Consider the following 18,050-nt stretch of genomic DNA (forward strand, 5'->3'; position numbering starts at 1 on the left):
CCGAACAGTGTATAAATCAATACGACTCATCTCTGCTGTTATTGCTTTATGCGTGGCACCGATAGCTACTCGAGCTGCGGTATACCAGAAAGTTCCCGGAACAGCGGTATATATCAGCGTTCCTGACAGCTTTACTCTGACAACCGATTTTAGCGGCTTTGTCGACAAAAAAAACGGGGCTTCCATTCTTGTTGCGACCATGCCTCCGGCAAGTAACAGGATGAAAGAGCTGTTCAACGATCAGAGCAAATTTACAGCTGCAATGGGTGCTCAGCACTATGACATAGCAACGCAGCTCAAAACAAAATCGCGCGATGGCTATGATTTAATTGTTTATAAGGGCAAGCAGGCGGCTGCAAATGATGTTTTCGATAAATGGTCATCAATGCTTTTCACGTCGAATGCATCTTATGTCATAACGGTGCAAGCACCGGAAACCGAAGAATTTTCGGCTGATGATGCCATGAAGATTTTCAATTCTGTTTCACTTGCCAGCCATAATGACGAAACTGATCAATTAAGTGCATTGCCCTTTACCTTTGGCGCTCAACCGCCATTCGAATTTGTCGGATCGATCATGAACAGTTCGGCAATGCTCACGATTCCGGCTTATACAAAAGAGGATGTCGAACGGCCCGATATTATCGTCACAAAAGGTCTCGAGACTGCCCCGAATGCACCCCTTGATAAGGTTGTTGATACTTATCTCCAGTCTATCCAGAACACCGTCAATAATGTCGAGCATCGCAAGACCTCGACGACAAAATTTGCCGGCCATTCGGGACTTCGTTTACAGGCAACCGCCCTTATGAAGGGGGATCCTGTTGATCTCGTTATCTATGCTGCGGTTGGTAATGACGGTCATCCGATTTTTATGCATGCAACCGGTGAAAAAGGTACATTGGCTGCCTATAGTGACGAGATTGAAAAAACTGCCGAGAGCATAAAACTGAGAAATGACGAAAAAAAGTAAGGCTTTCAAAAGTCGTTAAATTCCGTCGTTTGTCGTAACAAAAATATGGTTCCGGTTCATCCTTTGAAAAAAGGATTGTTTGGAACCACTCTTTTCTTAAATAGGCTCATCGCATTGTGTCTGGTAGATAGGTTGTAGCTATATCAAGGCCTTGTTGATAGCAGCTTAACGTCAACATCCGTTCAATTGCATGTAAATGCGTACCATCGGTTGGCAGGGGCTCATCAGGATAGTCTTCCCATGTGAGGTTGAGATCGACAAATGGCTTTAGCACAGCTGCTTTAACCCAAAACATTGAACCTGTTGGAAATACAACATATTTGGGCAATTTCACTAACCCTATACGGTGAGCTATATCAACCGCGGCTTGATAATTGCGGGCCCAGCCAACGGCATATTTGTCATCAGGAAAAATAAGAGCGTTTTTTTCATTTGATTGCATATAGTTCAGGATGGCATCGGCCATCCGTATCTTTTTCCCATCGCCTAAAAGATTTGTTAAAAGGAAATTATTCCACGCAGCGACCATCTCGCGGTTGGTTTTGTGCAAACTCTTTTTTGTGTGGATATGACCGATGATATCATAGTCTTCTACAAACTTGTGTCCGAATTCCGTTAACAGTGGACCGATATCTCTTCCGCGGTTAGGAACAAGCTTGATCTCGATTTTGTCACCATATCCTTTAAGCATCGGTTCAATAACCGATTTATCTCTGTCACTTTTGACACTGATAAATATATCCGGACGTATTGTATTACTCTTCAATCTTTGAAAGATTTCCCCCAGCATATCCGGGTAAAATGCATGTATGTGCAATGCAATTTTCTGTCTGCCAATGAAAGAATGAACAATGTCTGGCGATGTAAGTACTTGCCAATTCCATTGCCCTTGAGGTTTACCCGACTTTAGATAATCTACGAATGGATCAATTCGAGTTATACCAAGATCGTGATTTTCTGCGTAAATTCCCGGATGAAAGCCGGGTTTGGGACGAGCTGCATTGGCGCCGCTTTTATAATCACGGATATAACGCCGAGCATAACGAAAGCGGTTTAAGACATGTTTGTTTTTTCCGGTCCAATACGGAATATCAAACTCCGGCGATTTACTTAAAAAATGCGCATCTTCGTCTTCCTGAGCGAGTTGCTTATTGGCCCTCTCGCAGATATCAATGATCTCCCGAACATAAGCCTCGGCTTCTCGTGGGCGCTCATCTTTTTCGAAAGAAAGATAGTCTGTACTGTCAGGAAACGCCCAGAGCTCGTTAGTGAGAGTTTTCATAAAAGTATTATAGGAATCGTAAATAACTCTCGTTGCGTAAGCGAGTACTCTATTTAAAGGCTTTCCTTTGAGAGGATAATTTTTGTTAACAAGCAATATACTGGCTATTTTTTTACGCCACAGATAGCGCATCAGAAAGCGGCCGATACAGGCGTCGACCAAGACAAAATGCATGTCAGGGACGGATCGAAAAAACCACGCAAATTTCTGTTTTACACGCTTAAGCAAATCTTCTGGATTATAGTAGTAAATCTGCCAACATTTTTTCCGTTCTTCAACTGGTAAGCCCGTATATCCTTCGGGTAAGAAAAGGACGAGGTTATAACAGCCTGCTAATCCGTTTACATAATCAATCAGGCTAACAATGGTAGAATTTGAAGAACCATATATGATGGTAACTGTAGGAAGCTGTTTATCAAAACGCCGGTAACTAGCCGGTCTATTAATTAGATCGACGATTTTTCTGACAGTTTTTGACAAAAAAACGTTTATTGTTTTTTGATAAAAAGACACTTCAAAATTTCCCAACCTGCCAGAAATATGTACAAAAATTTTGCGTTGTTGAATAGTCTTACTCTTCGGTAAAGACAGTTTTCATTTGCCTGTTTGTTTTTGGGATAACCTGTTTATCTGGATGACATAAAATTACACTTATATATAAGCACTGTCGGCTAATCGGCTACATAATATATTTGAAAATGGACGGACTTCTTGCATCTGGCTATTTAACAGGATAGGAACGTGGATAGTGATAGTGGCTGTTGGTGAAGGAACGATTTATCCTTCACGAAAAGTAGCCATTTAAAAAGGTTCAGCTGTTTATGGCAAAAAAAAAGCAGATATCATCATTTGATAAAAAACTCATTATGCGTTTGCTTCATGATAATTTCCGCAAACATGCATTCTGGTATGTCTGTGCGATTATCGCAATGCTCGTGATTTCTGCTACGACCGGAGCAAGCGCGTGGATTATGCGGGATGTGGTTAATCACATCATTGAAGCCAAGGACTTTAAAATTATTGCAATGGTTTCCGCGGCGGTTGCGGGAATTTTTATTCTGAAGGGTTTTTCCACTTTTGCCCAGACCTATTTTTTAAGTAAAGCAGGCAATAGTATTGTGGCTGAACAACAGCGCCGTATTTATTCGCGACTGATGCAGCAAGGTGTTGCATTCTATCAGAATAATTCTTCCTCCGATTTGCTTGTGCGTGTTACACAAAACGCAAATGCCGCTCGCAGCATTATTGATACGATTGTAACCACATTTGTGCGTGACCTTTTTTCGGTTGTCAGCCTTCTCGCAGTGATGCTTTATCAGAATTTTCTGCTGAGTATTGTTGCCTTGGCTGTCGGACCGCTTGCTTTTATCGGTGTTCGCCAGGTTCTCAAACGCGTTCGTGGCCTGATGGAAAAAGAACTTTCCTCTATTTCCGAAATCATTAAAGTTATGCAGGAAACCACAATCGGCATTCGCGTTATTAAAGCTTTTTCTCTTGAAGAGCTGATGAAGCGGCGCATGGACAAGGCTATTACCGATGTGGAAATTCGCTCGAATGGTATTGCGATGCTCGAATCGGCAACTAATCCGATTATGGAAACGCTTGCCGGTATTGCTATAGCCGTGGTTATTTGTTTTTCCGGCTATATGGCAACGCAAAAGGTTGGCGTTCAAGGCGAGCTGATGTCATTTATTGTTGCGCTCCTTCTAGCTTATGAACCCGCAAAACGGGTTGCCAATGTGCGTGTCAAAATCGAATCAGGCATGATCGGTGTGCGTATGATGTTCGAAATTCTTGATCATCCGCTCACTCTTATGGAAAAAGAAAATCCTGTTGATCTTGATCGCTCAAAGGGTGATGTCCGGCTTGAACATGTCGGCTTTTCCTATGTGAAGGACCACATGGTTCTGCATGATATCAATCTTGATATTCCGGCAGGAAAAATGACTGCCTTGGTCGGACCTTCCGGTTCAGGTAAATCGACAATGATCAATCTGATCATGCGCCTTTATGATCCGCAAGAGGGCCGTATTCTGATTGATGGTCAAGATATCCGTGATGTGAGCTTCAAATCGTTGCGCGAATTGATGTCTTATGTCGGGCAAGATACGTTTCTCTTTCAAGGGTCTGTCCGCTATAATATCGGGCTCGGGCGTGAAGGGGCAACCGAAGAAGAAATCGAAGAAGTTGCCAAGCTTGCCAATGCGCATGATTTTATTATGGAACTGCCGAATGGCTACGACACCGATGTTGGTGATAATGGTGGCAATCTTTCAGGCGGTCAAAAACAGCGCATTGCTATTGCACGCGCCATGTTGCGCAATAGTGAAATTCTGATCTTGGATGAAGCAACCAGTGCTCTTGATTCAGAATCCGAATCCTTGATCAAAGAAGCTTTGGCACGGTTGACAACCAACCGCACGACGATCGTCATTGCACATAGGCTTTCGACAATTTCGCGCGCTGATAAAATTGTTGTTATGAAAAATGGAAAGATTGTCGAACAAGGAACCCAACATCAATTGTTGCAGATTGAAGGTGGCCTTTATAAGCATCTCCACGATTTACAATTCAAGGACCCCGATTTTGACGATGTTGATCATATTGAAGCGTCGTCGAAAAATCAGAAAAAAATTGCCAAATAATTCGGGTTCTTTGTAATTCCGGTTACATTTTGCATGGGCTATCTCTGGCAGACGCAAAATAATGCAATAACCGATTTGTCAGGTTCAATTGGCTTTCTTTCAAAAATACTCTAAATTGGTGGTTTAGGAGATAATTGCCTCCTATCCATGTCAGTTTATAGATGTTTTAAATGTTTCTCACCAAAGGAAAACCATTATGAAAGCCGTCGGATATTTTGAAAATTTACCGATTAGTGACGATCGGTCATTGCAGGATTTTGATCTTGATGTGCCGGAAATCGGCGACAATGACCTGTTGGTTGCAGTGAAAGCTGTTTCGGTCAATCCGATTGATGTGAAAACACGGCAAAGCGGAAAACCTTTTGGGGATAGCCCACGAATTCTGGGGTTTGATGCCGCGGGCATTGTGCAAAAAATTGGCAAGAAAGTTACCGGTTTCCACGAGGGCGATGAGGTTTACTATGCCGGTGCCATTAACCGGCAAGGTTCAAACAGTGAATTTCAAGCGATAGATAGCCGTCTGGTCACGTTAAAGCCAAAAAGTCTGGATTTTAAGACAGCCGCTGCTATGCCGCTTACATCGCTCACTGCTTACGAGATGTTGTTTGACCGGATTGATATTTTAAAGCCGGTTCATAAGGGCAAAAATGCGCTATTGATGATTGCTGGCGCCGGTGGTGTCGGCTCTATAGCCATTCAATTGGCACGCCACCTTTCCGATGTAGAAATTATTGCAACCGCCTCCCGTCCACGGTCACAGGAATGGGCGCTGAAAATGGGAGCGCATCACGTTATCGACCACACAAAAGATTTTGCACCACAGCTTGAGAAGATCGGTTTTCCTCATCCGGCGTTTATCTTCTCGACAGCAAATTCTGATGGTTATTTGCCACAATATGTCGACATTCTTGCACCCGAAGGGCGACTTGGTCTGATCGATGGACCGAAAACATTTGATATTAACCCGTTAAAGATGAAAAGCGTGTCGGTTCATTGGGAATCGATGTTTACACGTTCTATGTTCACGACAGATGATATTGCCCGACAGGGAGAGATTTTGCGTCATGTTGCGCAATTGATCGACGAGAAAAAGCTGGTACCAACATTGTCCAAAGTGTTGTCGCCCATCAATGCTGCCAATTTACGTGAAGCGCACCGCCTGATCGAAACCCAACGTTCGGTCGGTAAACTTGTTGTTGAAGGTTTCTAAATCAAATGGCGGCAAAATTGCCGCCATTCATTTTATGTATTCGGATTTTTATTCGGACTAAAGCAGATGTCCTAAGCGCACTGCTGTATTGCCTTTGCGGGCGTGGCGCATTGATGGTTGAACAAGAATACAATTGTCATAAGGTGTCTTTATCTCTTCATCACCATCATAGGCGATAATTGTACCGGCCTTCTTTATCAGCTGCATACCTTTGAAATCATCGGCAAAACGGAATTTGTCTGTTTTGATTGTAACAGCCTCGGTAATATCGACCACTTTCTGTTTTTGAACGGTTGTGGGCAGGAGGTAATCTTCAACTGTTTTCCGGTCGACAACGCCGGCAACGATCAAAAAGCGGGCAGCAACATCAAGCGCAGCCGGATAGGCATGTTTTTCAAAATGCTGGCCTGACTCGAACAAAATAGCTGCTTTCGGGCTTTCCGGATTGCCAAAATCGCCATAATCGCGCAACCGCTTTCCGGCTTTATGGCCTTTATCCATGACAATATACTCGGGTACACCAATTTTGCGGGCGAGATCTTCACCTTTTTTAAGATAGCCACCCATCATAATTGCCGGATCGGATTCATGCATGGAATGGAGATCAAGAAGAAGATCAACCTGATCAACAATAGGGCGTAAAGCACGTGCGCGGCGCAATTCCTGACTGTCGCGGGGACCGTCAAGGGCTTTCTCGTCCCAAACACGGTTCATATCTTCTTCGAGAAAGCGGGTTGCATCAGGTGCATCGGGTGAGAACGCTTCATAGGCTGCAACATTGGCAAACCCCAAAGTGAGAGTTCCGCGTTCGGGCTTTAACTTGTCTCGCAAAAGCCTGTCGACAACCAAAGCACCGCTAATTTCATTGCCATGAATAAGCGACATAATCATAACGTGTTTGCCGGGATTCTCCGACTTGAACTGATAAACGTAATCGACGCCACAATTACCCTGCTTCCATTTTGATAAGTCCGGAAAGGACAATTCGATCGGATATTGTTTGAGGTTATTCATCATAGTCTATTCTTGAATTCCTTGTTTCAAAGCTTTGGATTGAGAATTTTCTTTTGGCTCGGCAATCTGATGACGATGTGCAAGAAAAGATATCGATATCAGGCTTAGAAGAACCGTAAACATGACATAAAAACTTGGAGACATGTTGTTGTGTGTCGTTTGAATGAGCCATGTTGCAATGAGGGGGGCAAAACCACCAAAGATCGTGACAGCCAGATTATAACTGATGGCAAGACCTGTACTGCGTACATTGGTAGGGAATATTTCGGCAATAAGCGCAGGCATTGCTGCCAGACTACAGGCAAGGAGAAAACCAACAAAAGCTTGTACGGCAAACAACACGGCAGGCACCGGCATAGCATTGAGGATATAGAATAACGGCCATGATGTGATGCCGAGAAATATAAGTGATATGCCAACAATCCGGATACGTCCAAACCGGTCGGAAATGGCACCCACCATTGGCGAGACAATCAACAACATAACGCCGGTAATCATTGCACCGATGAAGGAAAATGTTTCCGGTAAATGGAGTTGCTTGATCGCATAGGTCGGCATGTAGATTTTATGAACATAATTGAATGCCGTTGCCGCTGCGACAAGTCCGATACACAACAGGATATCGCGCCAATTATATTTAAATAGGTCGTGCAGCGGTGTATTTTTCGGGCGAGAGGTTTTTACACTCTCGAAATCGGCTGTTTCTGCCACACTACGGCGTATGTATAAGCCGATCGGGCCGATAAACAATCCGAATGCAAAGGCGAGCCGCCAACCCCATGCGTTAAGTTGTTCAGGCGTAAGAAGAGCAAAGAGCAGCGCACTGAATCCGGCTGCAAAAACGGTTGCCAATCCTTGTGTCGACATCTGGAAGCTTGCAAAAAAGCCGCGTTTGTCGATGCCTGCGTGTTCAACGAGAAAAGCAACAGAAGAGCCGAATTCCCCTCCGGTCGAAAAGCCTTGTAACATGCGTGCTATAATGATGATGAGCGGCGCCCAGATCCCGATGGTTTCATAGGTCGGACAAAAAGTGATCATGGCCGTGCCGACAACCATCAACGAGATAGAAAGTGTCATTGATGCTTTACGGCCGGCTTTGTCGGCATAGCTTCCCAAGACGACGGAACCTAAAGGTCTGGTAATGAATGATATGCCGAAAGTGCCAACAGCAATCAGTAACGAAACGGCGCTATCTTTGTTCGGAAAAAACAAATGACCGATGGTAATCGCGAAATAACCGTAAATCAGGATGTCATAAAATTCTAACGCATTACCGGCACTTGCAGCAGCAAATTCACGCCAATGTTCTTTTATGCTTTGCCGGATTGACCGTTTTCCTTTGCTCTTGGCTTGGCCCATTTTTCCCTCTGTCATTTTCGGGTTTTTGAAATTCAACTTGTCCGAATTTTTTGAAACCACTTTTATACGATTGATCGAATTGTTATTGTAGTGATCCATTCATGTGATCAATGTCAATCAATCGATTTAGGTAAATTCTAAACTAGAGCAGGGTCAAAATACCCGTGCTTATTTTGCACAAGTATGTGCTTATTTTAAACTTTTGCCGACGTAATAAGCCCATATCTTGTCAACGATCGGATGGCTCGAAAATTTTTTGCGATAAAGAGCGATGTCAACCGGCATAAGCCATTTGGGATTATCAATTTCCACAATGCGCCCGCTTTCTATTGCGGGCTTACAGAGTTGATAGGGTAGCCAGGCCATTCCCAATCCGGCTGCAACCAGTTCTACAATCGAGCTGAAAGAGTCGGTTTCATGAACAACATGTAAATTCGGCTTGTCGTCGAGGCTTGCGAGATGACGGGTGATAATTGTTTTCAATGCGGTTGTCGGTAAAAACGCTAAAAACGGATCGGACTGTTCAGTCATTCCGGTAAAAACAGGTTTTCCTTCTTTGTCAGGGGCACTAATGGGAACAAGTGTTTCATGAGCAATTGTCAGCCAGTTGAATTTTGCCGGATTGATGCGTAGCCTCGTATGATAGCTGGAATAAGCCAATAGAAGGTCTGCTTCATTATTTGCGAGCGACTGGATGGCACTTTCGTTACTTCCCGCGATGACACGTGTTCTGAAAGTACCGACTTTTTCGTTCATCTCCTTGTACCATTGGGGAAAGAACGTTACCGATAATGCGACACCGGTTGCTATTCTCAAATCCGGTTGTGCATCATCCTTGCGGGCATCAAGCCTGCCATGGAGCAACCGGATTGTCTCCAATATATCGGTTGCGGCTTCAAGCACTATGACGCCGTCAGGTGTCAGCTCGACCGGCTTTTTCCGCTCGACGAGCGGAACTCCGGCCCATTCTTCCAGAAGTTTTATGCGCCTTCCGAAAGCCGGATGGGTAACATGGCGATTTTCGGCGGCTTTGGTGAAACTACGGGTGCGGGCGAGTTCCAGAAAATCTTTGAGCCACACCACTAACATGATAATTTCTTCCTTTAATCCGGACGGCGATAGCAGGTCGGTTGCGCGTGATTTCGTGCAATGCGTGCAATCGCTTCATCAAGTGGTTCTGTTTTCACACTCATTGATGCGCCATTGGCATGAATAAGCGTGCGAAAATCAACCATAATGGCAACATGTCCTTTCCAGAAAACGAGATCACCACGTTGCAGTCCTTCTTCTGGTGCAATCATTTTTCCGATTGTCGCTTGCTGCATATCGGTATCGCGCAAGACCGTTCGTCCCGTCATCATCATAGCAAGTTGTACGAGGCCTGAACAATCAATTCCCAAACCACTTTTTCCGCCCCACAGATATGGGGTGTTCATAAAGGACTCTGCTATCGTCACATAATCATCTGCCACAGTGGTGACAGGCATAATATGATTGGCAACAACGAAGCTTCCATTATCAAGCTTGGCATAACGGGTACCGCGTGTTTCAGTTTCTTGAACTACAGTGATGCGGCTTCCCATGGATAAAGGACTTATCATGGGGCTGCGTAAATCTGCATCCCGATATTGGAAGGTGCGTGGCACGTTCACCCGATGGGTGGGGTGATTTGCGGCAGATCCGATTTTTGATTGCTCGATGTAGCCGACATAGCCATCCTGTTGAGCTTGAACCCAGCAAAACCCGTTTTTTTCGTCAAATACTTTTACATCCTCGCCGAAAAGACATTCGCTTTGCCGCTCTGACAGCGCGTCCGGAACTTTGTAAAGAGCAGCAACAGGCGCAACAATGCGCTTCAAAGAGCCGGCCACAAATTGTCGCGCTTCGACTTTGCCACGCAAACATTCGTCGGCAAGGTCAGGGCGATAAGCATGAAGACGCGGATCAAGTTTATCCATCAAAGGCCTTTCAGAAATGTGTAAAGCGTACGAATTCCTTGAGCTTCGCCACCAATCGGAAATGCCGGTTTTTCGGCAGGTGTCCAGCCATAAATATCAAAATGCGCCCAGTTTACCGCCTGATCGACGAATTTTTGCAAAAATAAAGCAGCCGTAATAGAGCCGGCAAATCCGTCGGTTGTTACATTATTGAGATCGGCAATGCGTGAGGAAAGTTTTTTCTGATAGGGTTTCCAGAGCGGCAATTGCCACAACGGATCCTGAATATTGAGCGAAAGTGTCGAAATTTCCCGGCCGAGATCCCCGTTATTGCAATAAAATGGCGGAACGTCCGGTCCTAATGCAACACGTGCTGCACCTGTCAAGGTTGCCATGTCGAAAAGATAATCAGGCTTGTCTTCGTCGCCAAAGGCAAGTGCATCAGCCAGAATAAGCCGCCCTTCTGCATCGGTATTGCCGATTTCGACGGTCAAGCCTTTTCTGCTTTTTAAAACATCACCTGGGCGAAAGGCATTTCCCGAAATCGAATTTTCAACAGCGGGAACGATAAGTCGTAACTGGACAGGGAGTTTTGCATCCATGATGAGTCTGGCAAGCCCCATAACATTGGCAGCTCCCCCCATATCTTTTTTCATCAATAACATGCCGTTTGCGGATTTTATATCAAGGCCGCCACTATCGAAAGCAACCCCTTTTCCCACCAATGTCACTTTCGGGCGGTTCACTTCTCCCCAGCGAAGATCGATAATGCGCGGGGCTACCGAGCCGGCACGGCCGACAGCATGAACCATCGGGAAATTCTGTTTGAGAAGATCATCCCCCCAGATACTTGTAACATTCGCACCGTAAGTTCTTCCCAATTGGCGTATTGCCTCCTCGATCGTGTCGGGCTGCATGTCATTGGTAGGTGTATTGATGAGATCGCGTACAAAAAATGTTGTTTCAACAAGGCGTTTGAGTTCACTGCGGTCAATATTTTCCGGAAGGGTGAATTTTAGTTTTTTGTCGCCTTCGGTTTGAAGATATCTGCTGAATTTATAGCTTCCTAACCCAAGTCCCAGAAAAAGATTAAGCGGGTTTTCCGGCAAATTGGCAAAATACCATTCACCTTCCGGCAATTGTTTAAACAAATTTCCGGTTATAAAGGCATCGCTGCCGTCGCCCGCTCCAAGGTAGGCTCTGGAAGCCGTCCCGTCATTATCAGGAACCACCAATATGTCACCGCTTTTTCCGGTGAAGTGGTTGGCTTTTGCCCACGAGGCTGCAACGGGGTCTTCGGAAGCAAAGGATTCATCATTTTCGGCAACCAGAATGATCGGGTGGCTGTGTTCGGATTGTTCTGTTGTAAATTCAATCGGACAAGACGTTATCGGAGCCAATATTCGCGACATAATTCACCTATAATTTTCTAAGCGCAACATATTCCACCAGATGATCGCTGCCCTTGCGCAAAATAAGATCGGCGCGTGGTCTTGTTGGCAGAATATTTTCTTCAAGATTTTTCAAATTGATTGTGTTCCAAAGCGTTTCGGCAACGGCCATGGCTTCATTTTCCGTCATTTTTGCATAACGATGGAAATATGAATCGGGCTTCTGGAATGCTGTGAGTCTGAAACGGCGAAACCGCTCCATATACCAATGACGGATGATTTCGGTTTTTGCATCGATATAGATAGAAAAATCGAAAAAATCGGAAACAAAAGGCACAGCTTTTCCGTCACGCGGTAAATCTCTGACCTGAAGCACGTTAATACCTTCGACAATGAGAATATCCGGCCGGTCAACAACAATTTGCTCATTTGGCAAAACATCATAGGCTGCGTGGGAATAAAGTGGCGCTACAACATCGCCCATACCTGCTTTGATAGCAGAAAGAAAGCGCAAAAGTTTGCCGACATCATAAGAATCGGGAAACCCCTTTCTGTCCATCCTGTTTTCAGCCTTCAGGACTGCATTGGGATAGAGAAAACCGTCGGTTGTTATCAGATCTACCTTGGGGCTTGATGGCCAGCGTTTCAGGAGCTCTTGCAGGATGCGCGCGGTGGTTGATTTACCAACTGCAACCGAACCGGCAATCCCGATAATAAAAGGTGTTTTTGCAGTGTTTTGTGTGCGCAAAAACCGCTTTCTTTTCTGGAATAAAGTCTGGATTGCCTCGACATGGGTCGAAAGCAAACGGGATAGAGAAAGATAAATACGTTGAACTTCCTGAAGGTCGATTGGATCGCCGATGGAGCGTAACCGTTTGACCTCGTCAAATGTCAGGGTCAATGGCGTATCGGCGCGAAAGACAGACCATTCGTAAGCAGTGAAAACACTGTAGGGTGAATATCTTCCGAAAACGAAGTCACCGAGGTCGCCGGACTGACTGGCAGGCTTCAACGCGTTACCCATTCTTTCTGGACGCCTTTTCCTCAAGTCCCGATTGTGCGGTGCGCCTTTCAAGCTCTTTGATGACGTCATCAAGCTTTATTCCGCGGATATGCCACATAACCAGCAAATGATAGATAAGGTCGGCACTCTCGCTGATGAAATGTTTGTCGTCTTCATCAAGCGAGGCGATAACAGTTTCAACAGCTTCCTCCCCCATTTTTTTGGCAGCACGCCCCATTCCCTTTTTTACGAGGCTTGCCGTATAGGAACTGCCATCGTCAACCACTGCCCTTTTGGCAATGGTATTTTCAAGGCTATGCAAGCTAAAATCAGTCATTCACCTTCTCCAAACTCATCCATGCGTACAGGAATGCCGGCTTTTGCCATATAGTGTTTTGCTTCGCCGATGCTATAGGTTCCGAAATGGAAAATCGATGCGGCAAGCACGGCCGTTGCATGTCCGTCACGAATACCGGCCACAAGATGGTCGAGTGTTCCGACCCCACCCGACGCGATAACGGGAACGTCCACTGCATCGGCAAGGGTGCGGGTCAAAGCAATGTCATAGCCTTCTTTTGTCCCGTCACGATCCATAGAGGTAAGCAGAATTTCACCGGCACCTTTTTTTTCAACAAGACGGGCAAATTCGATTGCGTCAATGCCGGTCGGGCGCCTCCCTCCGTGCGTATAAATTTCCCAATGCCGGTTTTTGCCATCGTTTGCCACCTCTTTGGCGTCAATGGCAACTACAATACATTGGTTGCCGAATTTATCGGCCGCTTCGGCTACAAAATCGGAGTTTTTAACAGCGGCGGTGTTTATCGACACCTTGTCGGCACCGGCAAGCAGAAGTTTGCGAATGTCGTTTACAGTGCGAACACCTCCGCCAACAGTGACAGGCATGAAACATTGGTCAGCCGTGCGGGCAACAACATCGAACAATGTTTCGCGATTATCGCTGCTTGCTGTAATATCGAGAAAACACAATTCATCGGCACCGGCGCTGTCATAGGCTTTTGCGACTTCAACCGGATCACCGGCATCAACGAGATCAACAAAGTTGATCCCTTTGACCACACGTCCGTCTTTGACATCAAGACAAGGAATAATACGCGCTTTGAGCGTCATGATTGCCCACTCTTTCCGGCATTTTTATTTGCCTCGTCAATCAATGCCAATGCTTCTTTTGCATCAATATGCCCGTCATAAAGAGCACGTCCGGAAATGGCACCATTCAATATGGAAGCATCGGGTGAACAAAGCCGTTTGATATCCTCCATCGATGCAAGACCGCCGGAAGCAATAACCGGAATTGAAACAGAACGGGCAAGATCAAGGGTCGAATTCCAGTTGATACCGGTGAGGATACCATCGCGATCAATATCGGTATAGATAATGGCGGCAACGCCCGCACCTTCAAAACGCTTTGCCAGTTCAAGGACGGAAAGTTCGGACTCTTCAGCCCACCCTTCCACGGCGACTTTGCCACCGCGGGCATCAATGCCGACAGCAATTTTTCCCGGAAAAAGTTTGCAAGCCTCGCGAACCAGTTGCGGATTTCTGACGGCAACAGTGCCAAGAATTACGCGGGCGAGACCCTTTTCCAGCCAGTTTTCGATATGGGTAAGGGTTCTGATACCACCACCAAGCTGGACTGGGTTTGTCGTTGCGCGCAATATCGCATCAACGGCCGAACCGTTGACTGTGACGCCTTCAAATGCACCGTTGAGATCAACAACGTGAAGCCATTTGAAACCTTCCGACTGGAAGTGGTGGGCTTGTGCGGCAGGATCGGCACTATAAACAGTTGCCTTATTCATATCGCCGAGTTTTAAACGAACGCAAAACCCGTCTTTGAGATCGATTGCAGGGTAAAGAATCATGGTTTCCATTCCAGAAAATTGGCAATGAGTTGAAGGCCGAGACGCTGGCTTTTCTCCGGATGAAATTGTGTCCCGAACATATTGTCGCGGATAACTGCTGCTGTGACCGGCCCACCATAATTGGTTACCGCCAATAATTCATCAGAATTTTGACAATCAAGTTGATAGGAATGGACAAAATAGGCGTGAAGCCCGTGTTCACCCGTGCGGATGCCGGAAAATAGCGGATGGCTCCGTTTCAATTCGAGAGTGTTCCAGCCGATCTGGGGCACTTTCAAAGCGTCGTCTTGAGGCTTTATCAAAGTAACGTCACCTTTAATCCAGTTAAGCCCGTTGGTGATTGCTTTTTCCATTCCGCGGGAAGCCATGAGTTGCATACCAACGCAAATCCCCATGAAGGGATGGCCACCGTTCAGCACCCGTTCATTCAAAGCTTCAACCATTCCCTGAACAGCATCAAGTCCCGCCCGACAATCCGCATAGGCACCGACGCCTGGCAAAACCACGCGGTCGGCTTTTATAACATCTTCTGCCCGATTGGTGAGGATAATATCCGCGTTTATGCCATGGTCATGGCTTGCACGCTCGAAAGCTTTTGTGGCCGAGCGTAAATTGCCGGAGCCATAGTCGATAATTGCGACCTGCATTTTATCAACCTTTCAAAGTGCCCTTGGTCGAGGGCACAGCGTTTTTCTGGCGCGGGTCTTCTTCGATTGCAGCACGTAAAACGCGGGCTACCGATTTGAATGCGGTCTCGGCTATATGGTGGCTATTCAAACCGTAATGATTGACAATGTGAAGCGTAATTCCGGCATGCTGGGAAAAAGCCTGAAAAAACTCTCTGACCAATTCGGTATCGAACGAACCGATTTTTTGTGTCGGAAATTCAACCTTGAAGATGAGATACGGGCGTCCCGATACATCAATGGCCGCTCTCGTGCAGGTTTCATCCATCGCGAGATCAAGCGAAGCATAACGGCGAATGCCGCGCCGTTCCCCCAAAGCCTGTTTGATAGCTTCACCCAACGCAATTCCGCAATCTTCAACCGTATGATGATCATCTATATAGGTGTCACCGACAGCCTTGATTTTCATATCGATCAATGAATGGCGGGAAAGTTGTTCCAACATATGATTGAAAAATCCTACACCGGTATCAATCTCGAATGTTCCTGTCCCGTCAAGATTGACCGAAACCGAAATATCTGTCTCGTTGGTTTTGCGTTTTATCGTTGCTGAGCGCGTCATTTTGTTCCCGTTCCAAGAAGCTTGAAAGATGCTCCACTTGTTGTCATTTTCAAAACCTGACGATGAGTACAAGACTTAATGAAGCAGTATTATTTATAAGCTTTGCCAGCGTCACTTTTGAAGTAGCAATGTTAAATCATTAGTGCAAAATATCCAATTGCTTTCACGTCTTTTTCATCAATCAATCGGTTTTGTGACTTTAAGCAGTTTTTTATCATCTAGCCGATTTGCCAGTGTTTCCATTCTTTTTCAATTTCCTCTTTATCATGACGGGCTGAAAGAAGAGCCCATAATAAAAGCCGCGCTTTTAAGGGCGAAAGCCAACCGCCCATCAGCACGCCGCCTCTCATCAGATCGATTTCAGATCCTTTATAGCCATAGGTTTTCTCACTCGTTGGACCGCTATAGGCCCGTGTTGCCATAATAACCGGAAGTTTATGGGCATAATTTTTGATAATATCGGCTTCCTCGAAGCTTACATGACCTGATCCGAAACCGGCAATCACAACGCCCTGATAAATGCCGCTTGAAAATACGAGTTCAAGATGGTCACTTCCCGAAGAAAGGCAGGCTTCGACGAGGGCAACTTTTTTATCAAGCGTTTTCGGTTGGCTTAACGGTTTTGGTAACCTATCGGTAGAGCGGAAGAAAACCGGTTTTGCCTCGACAACCGCACCAAGCGGGCCGATTAAACCTGATTTGAAAGTTTCAACTTTGAGCGATTGGCTTTTTCTTACAAAATAAGGGGAATGGATTTCGTCATTCATCACTACCATGACACCGCGACCGATGCTTTGTTCATCTATTGCCACGAGTAAAGAGGATAAAAGATTGGCTGGCCCGTCGGCGCCGGCTGCCATAGGTGCGCGCATAGCACCTGTTATAATGAGCGGCTGCGGCTTTTGCCAATAAAGTGAAAGAAGAAACGCTGATTCTTCAAGCGTATCGGTTCCTTGTGTCAGAATAACAGCTTTTGCACCTTCATCAATCTGGTTATTTGCCCAATCAAGAGCATCAAATAACACTCTGAAGGAAAGGGAACCGCTTGGCAGTTTTGCCAATGTTTTGGAATGTATTGTAGAAAGTTCGGAAATGCCGGGAACTGATTTTGCAAGCTGGTCAGCCGAAAGTTCCGGCTCCACGCCGCCAGATGTTCCGGCGACCATGGCAATTGTGCCACCCAATGCACCAATAGCTACTGTCGGCAATGGCATTTTACGTCTTCCTTTGAATGTTCTTATCGGCCAACCCTTAGCAGGATTTGTTCACACCAACAACGAGCATTCACTGCAAGTCATCATTGAATGGAATTTCCGGAATGATTGAGGCGTTGTTTAAAAAGTAAGAAGGTTTTTAAAATGTCTTCGTCAATATGGTTGAGTTTTAATGTGCGAGTTCCTAAATATGCACTCTATATAGCCGCTTTTCATTGCTTTTAACGAGGATGGAGCGTGTGGATAAAAGGAGTTTACTTGTGACAGAACATAAGCCCGATACAATGTATGGCACGACCATCATTACAGTTCGTAAAGGCAATAAGGTTGTCATTGCCGGCGATGGACAGGTGACATTAGGGCAGACAATCATGAAGGGTAATGCAAGAAAAGTCCGCCGTATTGGCAAGAATGGATCGGTTATTGCCGGTTTTGCCGGCGCAACAGCCGATGCATTTACTCTGCTTGAACGGCTTGAAACCAAGCTTGAACAATATCCTGACCAATTGATGCGTGCCTGTGTTGAACTTGCCAAGGATTGGCGCACCGATCGTTATTTGCGTAAATTGGAAGCAATGATGTTGGTGGCCGATAAAAATGTAACGCTGGCTTTGACAGGCCTTGGTGATGTGCTTGAACCTGAAGATGGCATTATGGCAATCGGTTCGGGTGGTAATTTTGCACTTTCGGCAGCGCGTGCACTTATTGACACCGATATGGATGCCGAAACAATTGCCCGCAAAGCCATGAAGATTGCTTCCGATATTTGCGTTTACACCAATAGCAACTTTATTGTCGAAACGCTTGATGCCGAATAATGATTGAATGTTTCCATGTCGCTTCTTGTCGAAGGAGCTTTAAGCCTGACAGGAAGTGCGAAAGAGAGAGCAC

At 45.7% G+C, this 18,050-nt stretch carries 17 protein-coding genes; 4 read left to right on the forward strand and 13 right to left on the reverse strand.

Annotation, left to right across the window (positions count from 1 at the left end; all coding sequences use genetic code 11):
- Nucleotides 1-7 precede the first annotated feature (7 nt).
- Nucleotides 8-973 (forward strand): hypothetical protein, encoded by a 966-nt coding sequence (locus tag H3V14_RS01715; protein WP_198226187.1) that lies wholly within the window; start codon nt 8-10, stop codon nt 971-973.
- A 106-nt stretch (nt 974-1,079) separates the two neighbouring features.
- On the opposite strand, the gene H3V14_RS10905 is transcribed toward H3V14_RS01715, so the two are convergent.
- Complete coding sequence (locus H3V14_RS10905) at nt 1,080-2,768, reverse strand: rhamnan synthesis F family protein (RefSeq protein WP_198226188.1); 1,689 nt, start codon at nt 2,766-2,768, stop codon at nt 1,080-1,082.
- 308 nt (nt 2,769-3,076) lie between these two features.
- Between H3V14_RS10905 and H3V14_RS01725 the strand changes: the two genes are divergently transcribed.
- On the forward strand, nt 3,077-4,900 hold the full coding sequence (locus H3V14_RS01725; RefSeq protein ID WP_198226189.1) for an ABC transporter ATP-binding protein: 1,824 nt from the start codon (nt 3,077-3,079) through the stop codon (nt 4,898-4,900).
- A 196-nt stretch (nt 4,901-5,096) separates the two neighbouring features.
- Complete coding sequence (locus H3V14_RS01730; protein WP_198226190.1) at nt 5,097-6,110, forward strand: zinc-binding alcohol dehydrogenase family protein; 1,014 nt, start codon at nt 5,097-5,099, stop codon at nt 6,108-6,110.
- 57 nt (nt 6,111-6,167) lie between these two features.
- On the opposite strand, the gene H3V14_RS01735 is transcribed toward H3V14_RS01730, so the two are convergent.
- The 12 genes from H3V14_RS01735 to H3V14_RS01790 all read right to left on the reverse strand — a co-directional run bounded on the left by H3V14_RS01735 (nt 6,168) and on the right by H3V14_RS01790 (nt 17,153).
- Entirely contained in the window at nt 6,168-7,127 is a 960-nt protein-coding gene (locus tag H3V14_RS01735; RefSeq protein WP_075869569.1) for a succinylglutamate desuccinylase/aspartoacylase family protein, read from the reverse strand.
- 3 nt (nt 7,128-7,130) lie between these two features.
- The gene (locus tag H3V14_RS01740) at nt 7,131-8,582 is read right to left on the reverse strand and encodes an MFS transporter (RefSeq protein ID WP_198215821.1); all 1,452 of its coding nucleotides are present in this window, start codon (nt 8,580-8,582) and stop codon (nt 7,131-7,133) included.
- Between the two features lie 90 nt (nt 8,583-8,672).
- Nucleotides 8,673-9,572: a LysR family transcriptional regulator gene (locus H3V14_RS01745; protein ID WP_075869570.1), complete on the reverse strand. Its 900-nt coding sequence runs from the start codon at nt 9,570-9,572 to the stop codon at nt 8,673-8,675.
- 14 nt (nt 9,573-9,586) lie between these two features.
- A complete protein-coding gene (locus H3V14_RS01750; RefSeq protein WP_198214291.1) occupies nt 9,587-10,441 on the reverse strand; it encodes a C40 family peptidase in 855 nt (284 codons plus the stop codon).
- Entirely contained in the window at nt 10,441-11,832 is a 1,392-nt protein-coding gene (locus H3V14_RS01755; RefSeq protein WP_198214290.1) for a M17 family metallopeptidase, read from the reverse strand. The genes H3V14_RS01750 and H3V14_RS01755 overlap by 1 nt, the downstream gene beginning before the upstream one ends.
- A 7-nt stretch (nt 11,833-11,839) precedes the next feature.
- On the reverse strand, nt 11,840-12,835 hold the full coding sequence (coaA, locus tag H3V14_RS01760) for a type I pantothenate kinase (RefSeq protein WP_075913707.1): 996 nt from the start codon (nt 12,833-12,835) through the stop codon (nt 11,840-11,842).
- Complete coding sequence (locus H3V14_RS01765) at nt 12,828-13,151, reverse strand: phosphoribosyl-ATP diphosphatase (protein WP_075869574.1); 324 nt, start codon at nt 13,149-13,151, stop codon at nt 12,828-12,830. The genes coaA and H3V14_RS01765 overlap by 8 nt, the downstream gene beginning before the upstream one ends.
- Nucleotides 13,148-13,942, reverse strand: a complete 795-nt coding sequence (gene hisF, locus H3V14_RS01770) for an imidazole glycerol phosphate synthase subunit HisF (protein ID WP_198226191.1) — start codon at nt 13,940-13,942, stop codon at nt 13,148-13,150. The genes H3V14_RS01765 and hisF overlap by 4 nt, the downstream gene beginning before the upstream one ends.
- Nucleotides 13,939-14,697, reverse strand: a complete 759-nt coding sequence (gene hisA / locus H3V14_RS01775) for a 1-(5-phosphoribosyl)-5-[(5-phosphoribosylamino)methylideneamino]imidazole-4-carboxamide isomerase (protein ID WP_198226192.1) — start codon at nt 14,695-14,697, stop codon at nt 13,939-13,941. Before hisA ends, hisF begins: the two co-directional genes overlap by 4 nt.
- Entirely contained in the window at nt 14,694-15,344 is a 651-nt protein-coding gene (gene hisH, locus H3V14_RS01780; protein ID WP_198226193.1) for an imidazole glycerol phosphate synthase subunit HisH, read from the reverse strand. The genes hisA and hisH overlap by 4 nt, the downstream gene beginning before the upstream one ends.
- Before the next feature lie 4 nt (nt 15,345-15,348).
- The gene (gene hisB, locus H3V14_RS01785; RefSeq protein WP_198226194.1) at nt 15,349-15,945 is read right to left on the reverse strand and encodes an imidazoleglycerol-phosphate dehydratase HisB; all 597 of its coding nucleotides are present in this window, start codon (nt 15,943-15,945) and stop codon (nt 15,349-15,351) included.
- 218 nt (nt 15,946-16,163) lie between these two features.
- Nucleotides 16,164-17,153 (reverse strand): asparaginase, encoded by a 990-nt coding sequence (locus H3V14_RS01790; RefSeq protein WP_198226525.1) that lies wholly within the window; start codon nt 17,151-17,153, stop codon nt 16,164-16,166.
- A 266-nt stretch (nt 17,154-17,419) separates the two neighbouring features.
- Here H3V14_RS01790 and hslV point away from each other — a divergent pair, with 266 nt between their 5' ends.
- The gene (gene hslV / locus H3V14_RS01795) at nt 17,420-17,977 is read left to right on the forward strand and encodes an ATP-dependent protease subunit HslV (RefSeq protein ID WP_075869579.1); all 558 of its coding nucleotides are present in this window, start codon (nt 17,420-17,422) and stop codon (nt 17,975-17,977) included.
- Nucleotides 17,978-18,050 lie beyond the last annotated feature (73 nt).

The sequence above is a fragment of the Bartonella sp. W8151 genome (assembly GCF_016100385.1).
Classification (GTDB): domain Bacteria; phylum Pseudomonadota; class Alphaproteobacteria; order Rhizobiales; family Rhizobiaceae; genus Bartonella; species Bartonella apis.

What these genes read in the sequence shown, in the direction of transcription:
- H3V14_RS01750 (WP_198214291.1), bottom strand. Translation starts at nt 10,441, where the DNA reads ATGGATAAACTTGATCCGCGTCTTCATGCTTATCGCCCTGACCTTGCC.
- hisA (WP_198226192.1), bottom strand. Translation starts at nt 14,697, where the DNA reads ATGATTCTTTACCCTGCAATCGATCTCAAAGACGGGTTTTGCGTTCGT.
- H3V14_RS01725 (WP_198226189.1), top strand. Translation starts at nt 3,077, where the DNA reads ATGGCAAAAAAAAAGCAGATATCATCATTTGATAAAAAACTCATTATG.
- hisF (WP_198226191.1), bottom strand. Translation starts at nt 13,942, where the DNA reads ATGACGCTCAAAGCGCGTATTATTCCTTGTCTTGATGTCAAAGACGGA.
- H3V14_RS01765 (WP_075869574.1), bottom strand. Translation starts at nt 13,151, where the DNA reads ATGACTGATTTTAGCTTGCATAGCCTTGAAAATACCATTGCCAAAAGG.
- hisH (WP_198226193.1), bottom strand. Translation starts at nt 15,344, where the DNA reads ATGCAGGTCGCAATTATCGACTATGGCTCCGGCAATTTACGCTCGGCC.
- coaA (WP_075913707.1), bottom strand. Translation starts at nt 12,835, where the DNA reads ATGGGTAACGCGTTGAAGCCTGCCAGTCAGTCCGGCGACCTCGGTGAC.
- H3V14_RS01735 (WP_075869569.1), bottom strand. Translation starts at nt 7,127, where the DNA reads ATGATGAATAACCTCAAACAATATCCGATCGAATTGTCCTTTCCGGAC.
- hisB (WP_198226194.1), bottom strand. Translation starts at nt 15,945, where the DNA reads ATGACGCGCTCAGCAACGATAAAACGCAAAACCAACGAGACAGATATT.
- H3V14_RS01730 (WP_198226190.1), top strand. Translation starts at nt 5,097, where the DNA reads ATGAAAGCCGTCGGATATTTTGAAAATTTACCGATTAGTGACGATCGG.
- H3V14_RS01755 (WP_198214290.1), bottom strand. Translation starts at nt 11,832, where the DNA reads ATGTCGCGAATATTGGCTCCGATAACGTCTTGTCCGATTGAATTTACA.
- H3V14_RS01745 (WP_075869570.1), bottom strand. Translation starts at nt 9,572, where the DNA reads ATGTTAGTGGTGTGGCTCAAAGATTTTCTGGAACTCGCCCGCACCCGT.
- H3V14_RS01740 (WP_198215821.1), bottom strand. Translation starts at nt 8,582, where the DNA reads ATGGATCACTACAATAACAATTCGATCAATCGTATAAAAGTGGTTTCA.